The 18,935-nt window shown below is 66.3% G+C and carries 16 protein-coding genes; 9 read left to right on the forward strand and 7 right to left on the reverse strand.

Annotated features, from left to right (window positions below):
- Positions 1-290: 290 nt before the first annotated feature.
- Genes KIH79_RS00110 through KIH79_RS00120 form a run of 3 tightly spaced genes read left to right on the forward strand, consistent with a single transcriptional unit; the run spans position 291 to position 5,273 of the window.
- Positions 291-590, forward strand: coding sequence for a WhiB family transcriptional regulator (locus KIH79_RS00110; RefSeq protein ID WP_219057518.1), 300 nt, complete (start codon positions 291-293; stop codon positions 588-590).
- A gap of 34 nt (positions 591-624) precedes the next feature.
- Positions 625-3,750, forward strand: coding sequence for a glycosyltransferase family 2 protein (locus KIH79_RS00115; protein ID WP_219057519.1), 3,126 nt, complete (start codon positions 625-627; stop codon positions 3,748-3,750).
- On the forward strand, positions 3,747-5,273 hold the full coding sequence (locus KIH79_RS00120) for a DUF5719 family protein (protein WP_219057520.1): 1,527 nt from the start codon (positions 3,747-3,749) through the stop codon (positions 5,271-5,273). Before KIH79_RS00115 ends, KIH79_RS00120 begins: the two co-directional genes overlap by 4 nt.
- A 92-nt stretch (positions 5,274-5,365) precedes the next feature.
- Here the strand turns inward: KIH79_RS00120 and KIH79_RS00125 are convergent, their stop codons facing one another.
- A complete protein-coding gene (locus KIH79_RS00125; RefSeq protein WP_219057521.1) occupies positions 5,366-5,794 on the reverse strand; it encodes a metallopeptidase family protein in 429 nt (142 codons plus the stop codon).
- A 135-nt stretch (positions 5,795-5,929) separates the two neighbouring features.
- Between KIH79_RS00125 and KIH79_RS00130 the strand changes: the two genes are divergently transcribed.
- Positions 5,930-6,748, forward strand: a complete 819-nt coding sequence (locus KIH79_RS00130; protein WP_420829333.1) for an HAD-IIB family hydrolase — start codon at positions 5,930-5,932, stop codon at positions 6,746-6,748.
- Between the two features lie 244 nt (positions 6,749-6,992).
- Positions 6,993-7,652 (forward strand): ComF family protein, encoded by a 660-nt coding sequence (locus tag KIH79_RS00135; RefSeq protein WP_219057523.1) that lies wholly within the window; start codon positions 6,993-6,995, stop codon positions 7,650-7,652.
- Between the two features lie 66 nt (positions 7,653-7,718).
- Here KIH79_RS00135 and KIH79_RS00140 read toward each other — a convergent pair whose 3' ends face one another.
- Genes KIH79_RS00140 through glgB form a run of 3 tightly spaced genes read right to left on the reverse strand, consistent with a single transcriptional unit; the run spans position 7,719 to position 11,801 of the window.
- Positions 7,719-8,795, reverse strand: a complete 1,077-nt coding sequence (locus tag KIH79_RS00140; RefSeq protein WP_219057524.1) for a sensor histidine kinase — start codon at positions 8,793-8,795, stop codon at positions 7,719-7,721.
- A 16-nt stretch (positions 8,796-8,811) separates the two neighbouring features.
- Positions 8,812-9,531: a response regulator transcription factor gene (locus KIH79_RS00145; RefSeq protein ID WP_033494781.1), complete on the reverse strand. Its 720-nt coding sequence runs from the start codon at positions 9,529-9,531 to the stop codon at positions 8,812-8,814.
- Positions 9,532-9,545: 14 nt separating this feature from the next.
- The gene (glgB, locus tag KIH79_RS00150) at positions 9,546-11,801 is read right to left on the reverse strand and encodes a 1,4-alpha-glucan branching protein GlgB (RefSeq protein ID WP_219057525.1); all 2,256 of its coding nucleotides are present in this window, start codon (positions 11,799-11,801) and stop codon (positions 9,546-9,548) included.
- Between the two features lie 137 nt (positions 11,802-11,938).
- Here glgB and KIH79_RS00155 point away from each other — a divergent pair, with 137 nt between their 5' ends.
- Together KIH79_RS00155 and ispF are read left to right on the forward strand one after the other, a co-directional pair.
- A complete protein-coding gene (locus KIH79_RS00155; protein WP_033494777.1) occupies positions 11,939-12,535 on the forward strand; it encodes a CarD family transcriptional regulator in 597 nt (198 codons plus the stop codon).
- A 130-nt stretch (positions 12,536-12,665) separates the two neighbouring features.
- On the forward strand, positions 12,666-13,151 hold the full coding sequence (ispF, locus tag KIH79_RS00160) for a 2-C-methyl-D-erythritol 2,4-cyclodiphosphate synthase (protein WP_219057642.1): 486 nt from the start codon (positions 12,666-12,668) through the stop codon (positions 13,149-13,151).
- On the opposite strand, the gene KIH79_RS00165 is transcribed toward ispF, so the two are convergent.
- From KIH79_RS00165 to KIH79_RS00175, 3 genes are all read right to left on the reverse strand, one after another.
- Entirely contained in the window at positions 13,135-13,965 is an 831-nt protein-coding gene (locus KIH79_RS00165; RefSeq protein WP_219057526.1) for a metal ABC transporter permease, read from the reverse strand. The two genes, ispF and KIH79_RS00165, sit on opposite strands and share 17 nt — an antisense overlap.
- Positions 13,962-14,855, reverse strand: coding sequence for an ABC transporter ATP-binding protein (locus KIH79_RS00170; protein WP_219057527.1), 894 nt, complete (start codon positions 14,853-14,855; stop codon positions 13,962-13,964). Before KIH79_RS00170 ends, KIH79_RS00165 begins: the two co-directional genes overlap by 4 nt.
- A 198-nt stretch (positions 14,856-15,053) precedes the next feature.
- The gene (locus KIH79_RS00175; RefSeq protein WP_219057528.1) at positions 15,054-16,202 is read right to left on the reverse strand and encodes a metal ABC transporter solute-binding protein, Zn/Mn family; all 1,149 of its coding nucleotides are present in this window, start codon (positions 16,200-16,202) and stop codon (positions 15,054-15,056) included.
- A 106-nt stretch (positions 16,203-16,308) separates the two neighbouring features.
- Here KIH79_RS00175 and KIH79_RS00180 point away from each other — a divergent pair, with 106 nt between their 5' ends.
- Positions 16,309-17,190, forward strand: coding sequence for a bifunctional methylenetetrahydrofolate dehydrogenase/methenyltetrahydrofolate cyclohydrolase (locus KIH79_RS00180; protein ID WP_219057529.1), 882 nt, complete (start codon positions 16,309-16,311; stop codon positions 17,188-17,190).
- A gap of 127 nt (positions 17,191-17,317) precedes the next feature.
- Positions 17,318-18,799 (forward strand): 30S ribosomal protein S1, encoded by a 1,482-nt coding sequence (gene rpsA / locus KIH79_RS00185; protein ID WP_219057530.1) that lies wholly within the window; start codon positions 17,318-17,320, stop codon positions 18,797-18,799.
- Positions 18,800-18,935 lie beyond the last annotated feature (136 nt).

Here is an 18,935-nt window from a genome sequence, read left to right on the forward strand (position 1 = left end):
CCTGTGTTCCTCCATAGCCGGTTACGTTCTCATGTCACTTTGGCACAGCGCGTGCGGGACCGTGCCCGGACGCCGCCATACCTGCGCAGGAACGGCACATAACGTGGGCTTGGCCGTCGAAACGGCCGTCCTGCGACCTGCGCGGCGGAAATGACCGGTCTATCATATCCGTTTCAAAAACGTGGTATTGACACGGCAGTGACTTGACAAACGCCGGATCGCGTGTGTGTAATTTAACAGCCGACCGTACGGTTGGCGCACAAGAAAACCATCGGCTAAGGAGGAGACGCATGTGGGGTGTCGTCGAGGATTCCGCCGATGAGCCGTTCGCCGAGCTATGGGAGCTGTTCGCGCCGGGCGAGGATCTGTCCTGGCAGCACAAGGCGCTGTGCTCCCAAACCGATCCGGAGGCGTTCTTCCCGGAAAAAGGCGGTTCCACCCGCGACGCCAAGCGCGTGTGCGCCGGTTGCGAGGTGCGCGAGCAGTGCCTCAAATGGGCGCTCGACCACGATGAGCGCTTCGGCATTTGGGGCGGCATGAGCGAGCGCGAGCGCCGCCGCTACAAGAAAGAGCACAAGGAGCAGGCGTGACGCCACGCGAGGGCGCGCGCGTACACTGGAGAACATGAATTCCACGGGCAGCAGCGAAATCGAGCAGGCCATCGCCGCCGCATTGGCGGATCGTCCCTATTCCCACCGTCAGGACGTCGACGATTCGGTGGCCGCGGCGATCACCGTCGAGGACGATCTGCGGTTCTTTCCCGAAACCTTCCGCGCCATGCTCTCGCAGAGCATCCTGCCGGGCATGATCGTCGTCATCGACTGCGACGGCGCCGGACAGCCGGCGAAGGCGGCCAGTTTCGACGTCATTCCCTCGCCGTCCGGTCCGGTCTCGAGCGTGCCCGACGCGAAAACCGTGGAAATCCGGCTGGTGCGCGTCGCCGGGGCCTCGTCGTTCGCCGACGCCGTCACGAAGGGCATGACCGCGGCACGTCTGCCCGACGGCATCCGCGCATGGTGGACGCTGCACGACGATTCCCGGCCGGCGGACGAGCATTGCCTCGCCCGCCTGCTCGACGCGTGGCGCAACAATTCGTCCGCCAGCCTGCTGGGAGCCAAGCAGCTCGACTGGCAGGCCCGCGACCTGCACGACGTCGGCCGCTACGCCGGCCGTCACCGCGTCGAATCGCTCGTCGTCGACGGCGAGGAGGATCAGGAACAGTACGATTCCCGGCAGGACGTGTTCGCCGTTTCCCTGGCCGGGGCGTTGCTGCCCGTGCGCACGCTGGCCGATCAGGAGGGCGCCAACCCGTGGTTCTCCACCTTTGGGGAGTCCAACGACTTCTGCCGGCGCATATGCCTTGACGGCGGGCGCGTCGTCGTCGTGTCCGCGGCGCGCATCGCCCACCGCCGCGCGCGCTTCGAGGGCATCCGTTCCAGAGCCGGGGAGCCGGTCGAGGAGGGACGGCTCAACCCGTCCCTGTCGGTGATGCACGCGGAGCAGAAATACCTCTACACCGACATGGCCGTCGCCCTGTGGCCGTTCATGTGGGTGTTCCGATTGCTGCGCGCGTTCGTCATGGCGGTTCGCCAGCTGGTTTCCAAGCGGCCCTATGAGGCGGGCTGCGAGCTGTGCCTGCCGTGGCTCGGCCTGCTGGGCCTGCCGCGCGCCCTCGCGGCACGTTCCCTGGTGGCGCGGCACAGCCGGATTCCCCTGAGCCGGCTGGGGGCGTTGAGCGTCAACCACCAGCAGATGGCCCAGTGGAAGGACCGCGCGCAGGCGTTGGAGGACCAGCGGCACACGATACTGCTCAGCCCGCTGGCCAAGGCCCATCTGCGTCGCCGCCGCGTCAGGCGCTGGGGCCTGGCGCTGGCGATGGCGCTGGCCGCGTTGCTCGCCGTCGCCGTGGTCCACCGTCAGGTGCTCTTTCCCGCCTTGTCCGGCGGATCGCTGTACTCGAACGGTCTGCTGCCCACCGACGCCACCATGCGTCAGCTCGCCCAGTCGGCCACCACTCCGTGGGTGTTCGGTTCGGGCACGGGCATTCCGGCCCCGCCCACCCCGTGGCTGCTGGTGTGGCTGCTCGCCTCCGTCGCCACCGCGGGCCATCCCGCACTGGCCCTGTCCCTGATGTTCTTCTTCTCGGCGCCCCTGATGGCGCTGTCGTTCTGGGCGTTGGCGGGCGTGTTCACCCGTTCGGACGCGGTGCGCGTGGTGTCCGGCCTGCTGTGGGTGGCCTTGGCCATGGCCATGGGCCTGTTCGACGAGGCCGATCTGCCGATGCTCACCGTGATGGCGTTCCTGCCGGCCGCGTTCGCGTTCGCGTTCCGCGCCGTGGCCATGTACCGCACGGAGGATCAGATCCGCGTCCACCAGTCGGTGCAGTCCGCGGCCCTGGCGTCCCTGTGCTTCATTCCCGTGGTCGCCGCCGAACCGCAGCTGCTGTTGCCGCTGGTCGTCATCTTCCTGTCGTTCCTGATGCTCGTGCGGCGTCATCGTCTCATGCTGCTCCTCATGCCGGTGCCTGCGGCGTTCGTCGTGGCCCCGACGCTGGTCAATGCGGTGCGATACGCCTCCGAAGGCGCATGGCGGCAGCTGTTCGGGGACGCCATGGTGCCGTCCGCCGCGGCCAATGGCGTACCGGCCTCCCTGACTCTGCAGGGGGTGTTGGCCCGCGCGTTCGGACTGGACGCCGGATTCGGCCTGCATGCGGTGCTGGGAGGGGACCTTGCGGCGATCGTGGCCGCGGCCGTGCTGCTGGTGCTGTTCGCGCTCGCCGTCTGCGCCCTGTTCGCGCCGATGGCGCTCAGGTTTTCGCTGATGATGTGGTCCGTGGCCGCGTGCGGCGGATTGCTGTCCCTCGTCTGCGCCCGTCTCGTCGTCGCGACCGGGGAGGATGGCGACGTCGCGGCCTCCGTGCTGCCCGGGTGCGCGCTCATGCTGCTCGGGCTCATGTCGTGCGCGTGCCTCGTGTCGGGAGCCGCCGTCAAGCGATTCGTCCCGTTGCGCACCAGCGCCGCCGGGGACGCGGCGCGAGGACGTTCCTCGTCCCGCAGCATCGCGCGCACCGCCGTCGTGCACACGGCGCGTCTGCTGCTCGTCGCGATCCTGTCCGCCGGACTGGTGGCCACCGCATGGCTGGGACTGCTGCGCGGAGGACACGGCGGCGTCGCCGTGTCCGAAGCCGGTCTGCCGATGGTCGCGTCCGACTATCTGCAGCAGGGCGATGATCACCGCATCCTCGCGCTTCGTGCGGTGTCGAACAACAGCGTCGAATACGCCGTCATGCGCACCGCGCGGGGCGATCTGATCGACAGCTCGCCCGCGCAGCGCGTCCGTGCGGCATTTGCGGGAACCGACAAGGCCGACGAGACCATCGCCGCGTCCGCGGCCAAGCTGATGGCCGGCGGCGACGCCGACGCCGTGGCCGCGATCAGCAAGCTCGGCTTCGGCGGCATCTTCGTGGCGTACGACGCCTCGGCCGGCTCGGACGAGGCCACGCAACGGCTGACCAGCAACATCACCGCGTCCGAAGGCACGCAGACGGTGGTCGCCGCCGACAACGGCACCTACTACAGGCTGACCATCAACAGCGCCGACAGCCAGAACATCGACACGTCGTGGCAGCGGCGCACCCAAACGAGCCGGTGGCGCTACGCGTGGCTGTGGTGCATGGGAGCCGTCGTGGCCGTGTACTGCTTGGTCGCGCTGCCGCATCGCACCTACCGCTATCGCGAGGAGGAGTCATGACGCAGCAACGAGCCGTGCGCAGGCACGCCGCACGCAAGGGACTGAGCGTCGCATTCGGCGCGCTCGGCGCGATCGTCGTCGTCGCGCTGTTCGCCGCGATGACGATCGTCCTGCCCCTGCCGGGGCTCGCCGACGGCACCGGCAATACCGGCGGATCATCCTCGCAGACCGTCAGCCAGCTGCAGCTGCAGTCGTACTGTCCGGCACGCATGAGCCTGGCCGACAACGGCACCTACGGCGACAGCGCCTATCAGGCCACGGCCGGCGACATCACGTCCGCGGCGCGGTACGCCGCGTTCGGCTCGGTGTACCGCGCTTCGTTCGGCGCATTATCGGCAACGGATTCCGGCACCGCGCTCAAGGGCTCGTCCAAGGACGGATCCGTGCTGGCCGGCTCCGGCACCGTGAACGACGCCGCGGCCATGCTGTCCACGCGACTGCTGGAATCGAAGACCGGCACCGGCGCCGCCGCGGCGGCGGCCTCGTGGGCCACCAAGGGCGATCTGCGTGGCGTGTCCGCGGCCACCTGCGTCACGCCGGCGCTCAGCCACGGATTCCTGCTTCCCTCGACCGGCACCGGCACCACGCAGCAGCTCGTCGTCGCCAACCCCTCGGCAAAGGCGACCACCGTGCAGGTGCAGGCGTGGGGCGCCGACGGCAAGGTGACCCTGTCCACAGGGGAAAGCGTCACCGTCAAGGCCAACGGCGAAACGGTCACCGACCTGTCGGCCGCGGCCGGCGGACAGAGCGCCCTCTACGTGACGGTGTCCAGCGAACAAACACCGGTGGCCGCCGTGGTGCGCATCGTCTCCATCGACGGTCTGACGCCGCAGGGAACCGAATACGCCGTGCCCGCAGGACAGTCGAACACCACGTCCGTGCTGCCCGGCGTCGAGGCCGGCGACCGCGTGCATCTGTTCGCCCACAGCGGCGGCGACGCGTCGGCGAGCCTGTCGTGGATCACCGCGCACGGGCTGTCGACGATCGGCAAGCAGGCGCTGCACGCGGGTCGAACGTCCGTCTTCGATCTCGGGGCGGCCCCGAAGGACGCGTTCGGCATACTGGTCACGTCCGGCAGCCGCATCACGGTCGGCGCGCAGGCCGCACGGACCGCCGATGACGGTCAGGCCGATTTCGCGCTGCTGCGCAGCGAGACCGCGACCGCGTCATCGGCGATCGTCGTGCCCGGCGACCTTGCGGCGACGATCACCGTCGCCAATCCGACCACCTCGCCCGCTGCGGGAACCCTGTCCGCCTACGACGCGAACGGCGCGCTCGTCGGCGAACGGAAGATCGAACTGCAGGCGGATTCGGCCCATGCCGTCGACGCGTCCGCCATCGCGGACAAGGCCGCGATCATCCGGTTCGACGTGGCCGACGGCACCCTTGCATGGGGAGCGCGCCTGACCTCGCCCGAAGTCGACAAGGCCAAGGCGAGCGGCGTCGCCTACCTGTCGCCGTCACCGCTCGCGGAACTCACCGAACGCATCTGGGCCAACCAGAACCCGACCGTGGTGCGCTGACGCGGTCGCAACGGGTTCTTTCCATCGCAGTCCCGCCGGGGCCGTCTCGGCCTCGTCCGCGCCGGTCGCGGACCCATGTCGCAGGCCCCGCGTCACAGACCCCAATCCGGGTCGATCTCCTCCGGACGGCGGCCGAACAGCTCGGCCAGACGGGACACCACTTCGTCCCTGATGATCAGCTGCATGTCCACGCGACCGCGCGCCACGGCCTGAATCGGCATGCGGTACAGCACGATGCGCGCCGGCACGCCATGCGCGGCGGGAAAGCACTGCGAGTTGAAATTCGGCTCCGGCTCCCACGGCGCCGGCTGCGACGGCGGCACGTCCTCCACTGCGAACTGCACGGACTTGACCATCTGCGGCCACGCGCCGTTCAGCCGGCGGATCTGCGCGGCGACCATGTCGTCGAACATGCCGCTTTTCGTGCGGTAACGGGGCAGTCGGGTACCGAACATCGGCGTGCGCGTGCCGCGTCCGTGACGGTTGCGGTACACGCGGGCATTCCAGGGAGCTTCGATCATGCACTCCACCATAGGCCATGGCGGCGGCATCGCGGGTCGCGAACCGCTGCGTGAGCTACGATACTGTCATTGGGGGCCGGTCGTGGGAACCGGTCGACACGGGCCGAGCGTGAGTGGAAAGGCGGGACGAGCATGATAAGGGTACGCGCATGGGACAACGCCGACTGCGCGTCGATGTGCCGTCGCATGCAGGCGATCGCCTTCGACCTCGACAACACGCTGGCCTCGTCACGCCAGCCCATGAAACCGGACATGGCGGCCAGATTCACCGAACTCACGCGGCTGCTGCCCGTCGCCGTCGTCACGGGAGGGCGTCACGGGCTCGTCGTCAGCCAGGTGCTCGACGTGCTGGGTCCGGACGCCGACCTGGACAACCTGCATCTGATGCCCACCAGCGGCACGCGGTACTACCGCTGGCATGACGGCGCCTGGCGGCTCGAGTACGCCTATGACCTGAGCGACGGGGACTTCGCCGCCGCGGTCGCCTCGCTCGAACGCCGGGCGCGCGAACTCGGCCTGTGGGAGGATCATGTCTGGGGCGAGCGCATCGAGAACCGCGGCAGCCAGATCACCTTCTCCGCGCTCGGGCAGGGCGCTCCGGAGGAGGCCAAGCGCGCGTGGGACCCGGACGACGAGCGCAAGCGACGCCTCGCCGCAGCCGTCGCCGCCGACCTGCCGCAGCTCAAGGTGCGTCCAGGCGGCTACACGAGCATCGACGTCTCCCTGCCCGGCATGGACAAATCGTACGCGGTGCGCCGTCTCGCCGAATCGCTCGGCATCGAACCGGCCGACATCGTGTTCGTCGGCGACCGCATGACGCCGGGAGGCAATGACTATCCCGCCGCGCAGGCCGGCGCCGAGGCGATCAGCGTGACCGGTCCCGCGGACACGGTGCGTCTGCTCGACGCCCTGCTGCCGTTGCTGCGCGAACGGCCGGCCGGCAATGCCGAATGACCGGTCCCGGGCGACCGCTCACTGAGATCGCTCACTGAGATCGCTCCCTGAATGATATTCGCCGAATGACCATGGGAGTGGTGCCATGCGAAGCACGTATCACGGCAACGGGAACCGACGCGTCGGGGATGCCGGCGATTCCTGCAGCATGGGGAGCGACGCGAATCGCCATGACGGCCGCTTCGGCGTGGACGGTGAAGGCATTCGCGGCTCGGTGAACTCCATATGCCGAAGCGCGCTCGGGATGCTGCTGCCACGCGGCTGCGCCGGCTGCGACCGGCCCGACGACGTGCTGTGCGACGACTGCCGGGCGCTGTTCCGCCATGTCCTCGCCCGTCCCGTGCCCGGCACCGCAACCGGTTGCGGATACGGGTGCGCCGTGTATGAGGGCGCGGCCAGACGCGCGATGCTGTCGTGGAAAGACCACGGCGACGAGGAATGCGACGCGCCGTTCGCGGGCCTGCTCGCCGATCTGGCCTGTCGCAGCGGCGCGGCCAGACCGGGGGAGCGTGTCGCGCTGGTGCCCGCCCCGTCGTCCCGCATGTCGATGGAACGGCGCGGACGATGGCACATGCGCGCCCTGACGTCGCGCATGTGCCATCTGCTGTCGGCCCGGGACGTCGACGCGATATGCCTGCCCGTGCTGCGTTCCGCGCGACTGTCGTCCAAGTCGGTGGAAACCACGAACGCGGCCCAGCGGGCGGAACGCATCCGCAACGGCATCGTCGTCGCCGATGCCGTTGCGTGCCGTCGGCGCGAGCTGATCGTGATCGACGACATCATGACCACCGGCGCGACGCTGCGCCAATGCGTTGCGGAGCTCAACGGCGCGGACGGCACCGTGCGCGCCGCACTGACGCTCGGCCACGTGCCGGAACGGGCGGCGGACAGGCCGTCGCAATAGCGCCGACGGCCTGTCCGCCGCCCGTGAACGATGACGCGGTCCGCCCCGCGCGCATGCAACCCGCGGTCAGGAACGGGCCGGCTTCGTCTCGTGCCGTTTGGGCAGCCGGATTTCGAAATCGGCGCCGCGCTTGTCGTCCACGACGCGCACCGTGCCGCCATGCAGCTGCGCGGCCCAGCGCGCGATCGACAGGCCGAGCCCGGTGCCGCCGGATTCGGTGCCGGGGCCGGTTTTGCCCTTGACGAAGCGGCGGAAGATGACCGCGCGCTCGGCTTCGGGAATCTGCGAACCGAAGTTCACGACGTTCGTGACGACCATGCCGTCCGTGTCGTCCTCGTGCGCCTCGACGAGCACGGTGGTGCCGTCCGCCGAATGCTTGAGCGCGTTGGCGATGATGTTCGTGAACAGCTGGCGCAGGCGGTCCTGATCGCCCTCCATGCGGATGGCATCGTCCACGCGCAGCAGGATCTCATGCGCATGGCCTGCGTCCGCGATTTCCAGCGGTTCGATCGTCTCGTCGAGAAAGTCGCGGAAATCGAACTCCTCGATGTTGAGGCTCGCCGCGCCGGCCTCCATGCGGGACAGGTCGAGCAGGAACGCGATGAGGTCGCTCAGCCGGTGCGTCTGGTTGAGCAGACCCTCCAGATTGGCCGGCGTGGGCTCGACCACGCCGTCGGCCATGTTCTCGACCATCGCCTGCAGGGCGGAAACCGGCGTGCGCAACTCATGGCTCACATTGGCGATCATGTCGAGACGCATCTGGTCGGCGTGCTGCAATTCCTCGGCCATGTCGTTGAACGCGCGCGTCAGCTGGCCGATCTCGTCGTTGCTGTCGGTGCCCATCTGCACGCGCACCGTGTAATCGCCGTCGGCCATCGCGTTCGCCGCGTCGCGTAACTGGCGCAACGGGGCCGTCAGACCGTGCGAAAACAGATAGGTGATGCCGAGCGCGACGATCAGGGTGAGCGGCATGGCCATCCATCCGCTCCAGCCGATCTTCTGCAGAATCCACGCCATCACGAACACGATCAGCGTCGCGATGACGATGAGCACGCTCAATTCGACCTTGAGCGAGGGAAAGAAACCAATCGGGCGCACGACCCTGCGGCGTGCGCCCGACGGACGGTTCGACTTGACGGTCATTGACCCTACCTGCCGCTCACTGTGCCGGCGGTTCGAACGCGTACCCGACGCCGTGCACGGTGCGGATCGTTTCCGAGCCGAGCTTGTGGCGCAACGCCTTGACATGCGAATCCACGGTGCGCGTACCGGAGGCGTCGACCCAGTCCCACACCTCTTCGAGCAGCTTTTCGCGCGTGAGCACGGAACGCGGCTTGCGGGCCAGCGTGGCCAGCAGATCGAATTCGGTGGGGGTCAGGTGCACCTGATTGCCGTTGAGCGTCACGATGCGCTGCGCCGGGTCGATCACCAGAGAACCGAAATCGAGCAGCTTCTCGTTTTCAGAGTTCTTGGCGATGACCTTCGCGCGCTCCACACGGCGCAACAGCGCCTTGCAGCGGGCGATCAGCTCGCGCATCGAGAACGGCTTGGTCATGTAGTCGTCCGCGCCGGCTCCGAGGCCGATCACCTTGTCGGCCTCGTCGTCGCGGGCGGTCAGGATCAGCACCGGCACCGGGCGTTCGGCCACGATGCGCTTGGTCGCCTCGAGGCCGTCCATCACCGGCAGCATGATGTCCATGATCACCAGATCGGGCTTGAGTTGCTTCGCCGCCTGCACCGCGCTCGCGCCGTCCGAGGCGACGCGAGCCGTCCAGCCTTCGGCCGTGATGCGCTGCGCGACCGCGGTGGCGAGGGTGGGTTCATCCTCGACCACCAGCACGGTGCGCGGCGTGGTGGAGCGGGTGGAAGTGTTCAGCATGTGGAAACCGCCTTTCAGTCTGTCGGTTCCAAGAATACAGCTCCCAGCGCCGGAATGGTGAGTTTCGCCGACCATTCGCGCGAATGGTACTCGATCGGGTCGGCCTCGAACGTGCCGTTGTGGATGTCGGAGCCGCCGTAGATCGCGTCGTCGGTGGTGAGCACCTCACGCCACTTGCCGCCCTTGGGCAGCGCGACCTGATAGTCGCTCCACGCCTCGCCGGAGAAGTTGACCACGACGACCATCTGCTGGCCGTCCTTGCCGATGCGCACGAAGCTGAGCGTGTTGTGGTCGGCGTCGTCGCTGGTCAGCCACTGGAAGCCCTTCGGATCAAAGTCCTGGCTCCACAGCGCGGGGGACGCCTTGTACAGCGCGTTCAGGTCGGCGACGAGCTTCTGCACGCCGCGGTGGTCGGGCCAGTCAAGCGCCGCCCAGTCGACGGAGCTTTCGTGATTCCACTCGCCCCACTGGGCGACCTCGTTGCCCATGAACGTCAGGTTCTTGCCCGGGTGCGCCCACTGGTAAGCGAACAGGGCGCGCACGCCCGCGTACTTCTGCCAGTCGTCGCCCGGCATTTTGCCGTACAGCGAACCCTTGCCGTACACGACCTCGTCGTGGCTGATCGGCAGCACGTAGTGCTCGGAGTACGCGTAGACCATGGAGAACGTGATCTCGCCGTGGTGCCACTTGCGGTTGATCGGCGTCTCGTGCAGGTACTGGAGCGTGTCGTGCATCCAGCCCATGTTCCACTTGAGGCCGAAGCCGAGACCGCCCTCGTCGGTCGGCGCGGTGATGCCCGGGTACGCGGTGGACTCCTCGGCGATCATCATGATGCCCGGATTGTTCTTGTACGCGGTGGCATTGGCTTCCTTGAGGAAGTCGATTGCCTCGAGGTTCTCGCGGCCGCCGTAGATGTTCGGGCGCCACTGACCGGGCTGGCGGCTGTAGTCGAGGTAGAGCATCGAGGAGACGGCGTCCACGCGCAGCGCGTCGACGTGGTACTCCTTGAGCCAGAAGCTCGCGTTGGCCACCAGGAAGTTGCGCACCTCGCGGCGGCCGAAGTTGAACACGTAGGTGCCCCAGTCCGGGTGCTCGCCGCGCAGCGGGTCCGGATCCTCGTACAGCGGCGTGCCGTCGAATCGGCCGAGCGCGAACGCGTCTTTCGGGAAGTGCGCGGGCACCCAGTCCATGATCACGCCGATGCCGGCCTGATGCAGGCGGTCCACAAGATACTTGAAGTCATCGGGAGAGCCGAGTCGGGAGTCGACCGCGTAGTAGCCGGTGACCTGATAGCCCCACGAGCCGGAGAACGGGTGCTCCGCCAGCGGCATGAACTCGACGTGGGTGAAGCCCTCCTCCTCGACGTACGGCACGAGCTTGTCGGCGAGGTCGCGGTAGTCGTGCACGTCCTTGCGCCAGCTGCCGGCATGCACCTCGTAGATGCTCACCGGGCCGTCGTGCGGGTTCGTCTTGGCGCGCTTGTCCATCCATGCCGCGTCGTCCCAGTGGTGGACGGAATCGACGACGATCGAGCCGGTGGCCGGCGGGATCTCGTGCGAGCGCTCCATCGGATCGGCCTTCATCTGCCACTCGTAGTTGGCGTTGAGAATCTCGTACTTGTACACTTCGCCAGCCTGCACGCCCGGAATGAAGATTTCCCACACGCCGGAGGAGCCGAGCTCGCGCATGGCATGACGGCGGCCGTCCCACGAATTGAAGTTGCCGACCACGCGCACCGCATGTGCGTTCGGCGCCCACACGGAGAACGCCGTGCCGACGACCTGCTCGCCGGCAGTGCCGTCCGCGCCGCCCATCGGATCGTCGAAGCGCATGACGTGCGCGCCCAGCGCGTCCCACAGACGCTCGTGGCGGCCTTCGCCGAACAGATAGGTGTCCATTTCGCCGATGGTGGGCAGGTACCGATACGGGTCGTCCTCCACGACGGTCACACCACTGCCGTAGACGGTGCGCACGCGGTAGTCCGGCACGGTCCAGCCGTGCTCGTTCTTCGACGCCGGCACGACGGCGGTGAAGATGCCGTTGTACTCGTGCGGGGCGTTGGTCGCGCCGTCCTGCGTGATGATGGTCACCGTCTTGGCCAGGGGGCGCAGCACGCGGATCGTCGCGGTGCCCTCCTGCGGTCCCTCGCCGAGATGCCCGCCGAGCACCTCGTGGGGGTTGTAGAACGCCGCGTTGCTCACCGCGTCCAGGTCAGCCTGGTTCACGGGCACGGCACGGATATCGTCGTTGATGTGAGAGTGTGTAGCCATAAGAACAAAGTGTAGAACCGGTTCGCCGAAAAACGGGTATTATTGGCGCGTCGCTTGTCATTTTCGGGCGTTTTGGGCAAGGTCCACGCCACATGCCACAATTGTTCGGGTTTGTCTTAGGCTCGTACGGAGGATTCATGGGTTACAAGGTCGGCGATATGGTTGTCTATCCGCGTCACGGCGCGGCTAAGGTGGAGGCCATCACCGAGCGGACGGTGAAGGGCGTGACGAGGGAGTATCTTCAGCTGTCCGTGCTGTCTTCGGACGGACTGGTCATCAACGTGCCGGTGGAGAACGCCAAGAAAGTCGGCGTGCGCGACATCGTCGACGCGAACGAGGTGGCCAAGGTCTTCGAGATCCTGCGCACTCCGATCATCGAAAAGGAAATGAACTGGTCCCGCCGCTACAAGCTGAACGTCGAGAAGATCGCCACCGGCGACGTGAACAAGATCGCCGAGGTCGTGCGTGACCTCGCGCAGCGCGACGTGGACGACCACGGTCTGTCCGCCGGCGAAAAGCGCATGCTCACCAAGGCCCGTTCCATCCTCACGTCCGAGATTGCGCTCAGTGAGAAGCTCGACGATGCGGACGCGCAGCGTCTGCTCGACGTGAACCTCGGCTACGAGGAGCCCCGCCCCGGCGACGACAAGCATCACACCAAGGCTCCCGAGGAGCCTGCAGCGGATACGCTGGCCCGTCTCGAGGCCGAGGGCAAGAAATCCAAGAAGCGCTGAACTCGCGTATGATGACGGTCTGCGGTCGACATGCCGCAGACCGTTTTTTTTTGTTATTCATCCGTATCATGCTCAGGCAGGCTCCGCACCGCAGTGTGACGGGTTGACCGGAAAGGAAACGTCGATGACGATGCTGATAGGACAAGGGTTCGATGCGCATCGATTTGCCGACCCTGCAAGCGCCCGCCCTTTGTGGCTGGCCTGCCTCGAATGGGACGGCAACGGTATCGAAGGCGATTCGGACGGCGACGTGGCCGCCCATGCGCTGATCGATGCGTTGCTGTCGGCCGCGCATCTGGGCGATATCGGCACGCTGTTCGGCGTGGGCAAGTCGTCGGCCGGCGCTGGCCGGCACGGCGCCGACATGCTGCGCGAAACCGTCGAATATCTGCATGCTCACGGGTTCGCGCCGTCCTCCGCCAGTGTCGCGCTCGTCGGCAATCGGCCGAAAATCGGCCCACGGCGAACCGAAGCGGAGAGTGCGCTATCGCAAGCCGTCGGTTGCCAAGTCTCCCTGACCGCCACCACCACCGACGGTATGGGCTTCACCGGCCGTGGCGAAGGCATCGCCGCCATCGCCACGGCCTTGGTGACCGCCGTCAGCGACGTCGCATAGCGTCCCAGCCCTTGGCCGCCGCCCAAAACAGGGTGGACAGGGTCACGATGATGAAGCTCGGGGGAGCGGGGAACATGGCGGCCAGCACCAGCCCGCCCCAGATCGCCGCCAGGCACAGCGCGCTCGCCAGCAGCATCGCGCGCAGCGGCGTGCCGGCGAGAATGTTCGCCGTGGCCGCCGGCGTGATCACCAGCGCGAAGATAAGCAGCGTGCCCACGGCCGGCACTGCGATCGTGATCACGCCGGCCATGATCGCCATGAACGCGACGTTCATCGCGCCGATTGGCACGCCCTTGGCCTGCGCGACCTGCTCGTCGACCGAACTGAACAGCAGCGGGCGGTAGATCACCGCGAGCACGGCCAGCAGGATCGCGTCGAATATGGCGAAGCCGACGATCTGGCCGGTCGTGATCGTCAGGATCGAGCCGAACAGGATCGACTGCATCTGCTGCGAGGCCGAACTGGACAGTCGCGCGAAGAACAGGCCGAGACCGGTGGCGAACGCGAGCACCGTGCCGGTTGCGATCTCGCGCTGCGACGCGCGCTTGCCGAGCGCGCCGATCACCAGCGCGCCGCCCAACGCGAACGCACCGAGTCCCAGCGAGACGGGCAGACCGAGCAGCACCGCGCCGGTTGCGCCCGGCAGGCCGATGTGCGCAAGCGCGTGCGCGGCGAACGTCGAATGCCGTGCGATCGTGAAGTACCCCATCACGCCGGCGGCCACCGCGATGCACAGGCCGGCGAGGAACGCGTTCGCCATGAACGGCGCGGTGAGCGTGTACATCCATTCCGGGTCGAAGGAAAAGTCGATCATCGTGCGCCTCCCATGGTGTTCGTTGCGCCGGACGCGTCCGCATGATGGTGATGGAATTGCGCGACCTCGTTCGGCGCGTGCGTGTCCTGCTCGACGCCCTCGGGCTCGTCGGCGCTGGGCGTGACGAACATGTCGCCCTGCGGCGTGGTGATGACCTGCACGCGCGTGCCGTACAGGTGCGTGAGCAGATCCGAGTCGAGCACCTGGTTCATGGCCGCGTAGTGCGGATGCCCGTCAAGCAGGTAGACCGCTCCGGTCAGAATCGGCAGCAGCATGTTGAGGTCGTGCGCGACAACCTGAATGGTCATACCGAGCTCCTGATTGAGCCGGGCGAGCACGTGCACGACCGCGCGCTGGCTGGCCAGATCGAGGTTGGCGAGCGGTTCGTCGAGCATGAGCAGTTTCGGGTCGGAGACGAGCGCCTGCGCAATGGCGACACGTTGGCGCAGACCGCCCGACAGTTCCGACAGGCGCATCTTCGCCTTGTCCGCGATGCCGGTGAACGCCATCGCTTCGTGCGCCTTGGCCTTCTGCGCGCGCGTGACCGGGTGGATGCCGAATCGGGTGCCAGTCAGTCCCAGCAGCACCGACTGTTCGGCGGTCAGGTTGGAGTCGATGTCCGAAGCGTAGCTTTGCGGCACGTAGCCGATGCGGTCGTTGGCCTCGCCGGCGGGTTTGCCGAGCACGGTGAGCGATCCGGCGGCGAGGGGAATGAGCCCGAGTTCGGCCTTCATCATGGTGGTTTTGCCGGCTCCGTTCGTGCCGACGATGGCGGTGACGGATCCGGCGGGAATAGCGAAGTCGCCGTGCTGCCAGATGATGCGTCCGCCGCGCGCTACCGCGGCGTCGCGGAACACGATGCAGCCGTCCTGCGAATGATTGGTGATCATGTGTCTTCCTGTCCTTGCGCGCCGGCAATATGCGGCGCATCCAGCCGGATTATGACAAATGACGTTGACAATCATTCTCAGTAATGCGTGTTGCTGTCGGCCTCAGTACGCACAGGGCGGGCGTTCCGTTTCTGGAACCGCCCGCCCTCTGTGTACTGTGCTCCTGAACTACGACGTCTGTCGCTTGATCCCCGCCGTTTACTTGCCGGGATCAGTCTGTCCCGCATTGGACGGTGTGGAATCGTCGTCGGAGGAACTGTCTGTCGTGCCGTTCGACGAATCGTTCGAGGCATCATCGGGCGACGAATCGGTGCTGTCGCCGTCCTTGTCCGTATCATCGGTCGTCGCTGGGCACGAGGCGACATCATCCGAACTGCTATCCTTGCCATCGGACGAACCGGTTGACGAATCGGAGCAGTCGGTTGTGAAATGGGCAGCGATCGCATCGACCAGCGAGTCGATCCAATCGGTCAGCGATGCAGCATCGGACGGCATCTGCTCGCTCACGTCGACGATCGGCACGTCCGCACGCCCGGCCGTGCCGGTGATCATGTTCGTCGCGTCAGAAGCTTCCTGCGTGTTGTTCACCAGCAGATCCACGCCGTGCGATTCCAACAGCTTCTGGAATTCCTGCAGATCGGCAGGGGCGGCTTCGCCCTCGGCGGCCGCCGACGACGCATAGCCCTTCGGCGTCTTGTCTTCAAAGCCCATGTCGCTCATCAGATAGTAGGCAACCGCCTCGGTGGCCGCATACGTGGCGTCGGCGTTCGCGGAGGAGAATTCCTTCATCTTCTCCTCAACGGTCTTCTCCTGCTCCTGCCATTCCTTATAGCGCTTGGTGAAATCCTTCTTCTTGCTCGGCAGCGCCTTTGAGAACGCATTCACCAGCTCCTGCGCCATGCCGTTGCGCGCGTCCTTCGAGAACCACAGATGCGGGTTGTCGCCTTCCATCGCGCCTACAGTCTGTGCGGCGGAAACGATGACGGTGTTCTTGCCGACGCTTTTGGTGGCCCAAGAGTCGTAGCCGGCGCCGTTCGCCACCACGATCGTCGCCTTGGACAGCTTCGCCACATCCGAGGTCTTCGGCTCGAAATCATGCGCGTCCACGCCCGTCGAACGCAGAATCGATGTGACCGACACGTCGTCGCCGCCGATCTGCTTGGCCAGCGAACCCCACTGGTTGATCGAGGCGACCACTGCGATCGGGCCGGTCGGCTCCTCCTGCTGCGGCGTCTGCGTCGGCGTCGTGGCGGCGTTCGACGTGCCGCAGCCGGCCGCGGCCACCAGCATCAGCGCGGCCAATGCGCCCGCAACAGCCCTGCCTATGCGCGATCCGCGAATGTTCATTGCCCTGCTCCCTCGTACGCGTCCGAACATGTCGAAACAATCCTTTAACTGTCTCCACGATACCCTGATGCGAAGGCAACGAACCGACACACAGGGGAGACGACACATGACCATCAAACTCGACGGCAAGCAGACGGCGGCGGACATCAAGGCGCATCTGGCCGAACGCGTCGCACGGCTCAAGGAACAAGGTATCGAACCGGGCCTCGGCACGCTGCTGGTCGGCCACGACGCCGGCTCGGTCAAGTACGTAGCCGGCAAGCACGCCGACTGCGCCGAAATCGGCATCCGCTCCATCAAGCACGAACTGCCCGAAGACGCGACGTTCGACGACATCGCCGCCGTCGTGCGCGATATGAACGCCGACCCGGCCTGCACCGGCTATATCGTGCAGCTGCCGCTGCCCAAGGGCATCGACGAGAACGCAATCATCGACCTGATCGACCCGGCCAAGGACGCCGACGGCATGCACCCGTACAATCTCGGCGAACTCGTGCTGCACGTCAAGGGCGACATCACCACGCCGCTGCCGTGCACGCCGCGCGGCGTCATCGAACTGCTCGGCGCGTACGACATCGACCTCAACGGTAAGGAGGTGTGCGTGCTCGGCCGCGGCATCACCATCGGCCGTACCATCGGCCTCATGCTCACCCGCCGCGCCGTCAATGCGACCGTCACGCTGTGCCACACCGGCACGAAGGACGTCGCCGACCACATGCGCCGCGCCGACGTGATCGTCGCCGCGATGGGCTCCGCCGGATTCGTCAAGCCCGACATGATCAAGGACGGAGCGATCCTGCTCGACGTCGGCGTCTCGCGCGTCTTCGACGAGGAGGCCGGCCGCTGGCGCGTCAAGGGCGACGTGGACAAGGCCTGCTACGACAAGGCGTACGCCTACTCGCCGAACCCGGGCGGCGTCGGCCCGATGACCCGTGCCATGCTCCTCGCCAACGTCGTCGAAATGGCCGAACGCCAGCTCGGACGGTGATATCGCGACACGCCCGAAATATATGTGCAGGGCTGGCGGTATGGTTGAGACTTGCGTGCGCGAAAAGCGCGCGCGGATAACTGAAGAACGATATTATCCACCAACTAGTTATTAAGAAACCACATTAATGGCAGAGAACAATAACGAAGTCGCCAAGGTCGCCATCAACGACATCGGCACCGAAGAGGACTTCATCAAGGCAGTCGATTCCACCATCAAGAACTTCGATGATGGTGATCTGGTCGAGGGTACCGTCGTCAAGGTCGATCACGACGAGGTCCTGGTCGACATCGGCTACAAGACCGAGGGTGTGATCCCCTCCCGCGAACTTTCCATCAAGAAGGACGTCGATCCGGACGAGGTCGTCGAGGTCGGCGATCCGATCGAGGCCCTTGTCGTCACCAAGGAAGACAAGGAAGGCCGTCTGATCCTGTCCAAGAAGCGCGCCCAGTACGAGCGCGCCTGGGGCGACATCGAGAAGATCAAGGAAGCTGACGGCGTTGTTGAGGGCACCGTCATCGAAGCCGTCAAGGGCGGCCTCATCGTGGACATCGGCCTGCGCGGCTTCCTGCCGGCGTCGCTGGTCGAAATGCGCCGCGTCCGTGACCTCTCCCCGTACATCGGTCAGAAGATCAAGGCCAAGATCCTGGAGCTCGACAAGAACCGCAACAACGTGGTCCTGTCCCGTCGCCAGTACCTCGAGGAGACCCAGTCCGAAGTGCGCGAGACCTTCCTCTCGCAGCTCAAGAAGGGCCAGATCCGTGAGGGCGTCGTGTCCTCCATCGTCAACTTCGGCGCGTTCGTCGATCTCGGTGGCGTTGACGGCCTGATCCACGTCTCCGAGCTGTCCTGGAAGCACATCGACCACCCGTCCGAGGTCGTCAAGGTCGGCGACAAGGTCACCGTCGAAGTGCTCGACGTCGATCTCGACCGCGAGCGCATTTCCCTGTCGCTCAAGGCCACCCAGGAGGATCCGTGGCAGCGCTTCGCCCGCACCCACGTCCCCGGCCAGATCGTCAAGGGCAAGGTCACCAAGATCGTCCAGTTCGGCGTGTTCATCTCCGTCGAGGACGGCATCGAGGGCCTCGTGCACATCTCCGAGCTGGCCAACCGCCACGTGGAGAACCCGGAGACCGTCGTCAAGCCGGGCGAAGAGGTGTTCGTCAAGGTCATCGACGTCGATCTCGATCGTCGCCGCATCTCCCTGTCCCTCAAGCAGGCCAACGACTCCGTCGACCCGAACTCCGAGGACTTCGATCCGGCGCTGTACGGCATGCCGGCCGAGTACGACGAGGAAGGCAACTACAAGTACCCGGAGGGCTTCGACCCGAACACCAACGAGTGGATCCCGGGCTTCGAGAAGCAGCGCGAGGAGTGGGAAGCCCAGTACGCGGCCGCCCACGACCTGTGGGAGCAGCACAAGGCGTTCGTCGCCAAGGAGCTGGAGAACGCCGCCGCCTCGGCCGCCGAGGATGGCCAGGCTCCGAAGGAAGAGAAGCGCGAGCGCGAGGAAGTTTCCTCCAACTACTCTTCCGAGTCCACCTCCAACGGCACCCTCGCCGACTCCGATCAGCTTGCCGCCCTGCGCGACCAGCTGCTCGGCAAGTGAGTTTGCTGAATTCGCCGTATAGCGAATAGCGGAAAGCCCGTCAACCGCAATGGTTGGCGGGCTTTCCGTGTTTCAGGTCCGTTTTCGTCGCGTCCGATGGTCGTCGTGCGCGGTTGTGCGGCGGACTTTGGCGCAT

The sequence above is a fragment of the Bifidobacterium miconis genome (assembly GCF_019331735.1).
In the GTDB taxonomy this organism is placed as follows: Bacteria; Actinomycetota; Actinomycetes; order Actinomycetales; family Bifidobacteriaceae; genus Bifidobacterium; species Bifidobacterium miconis.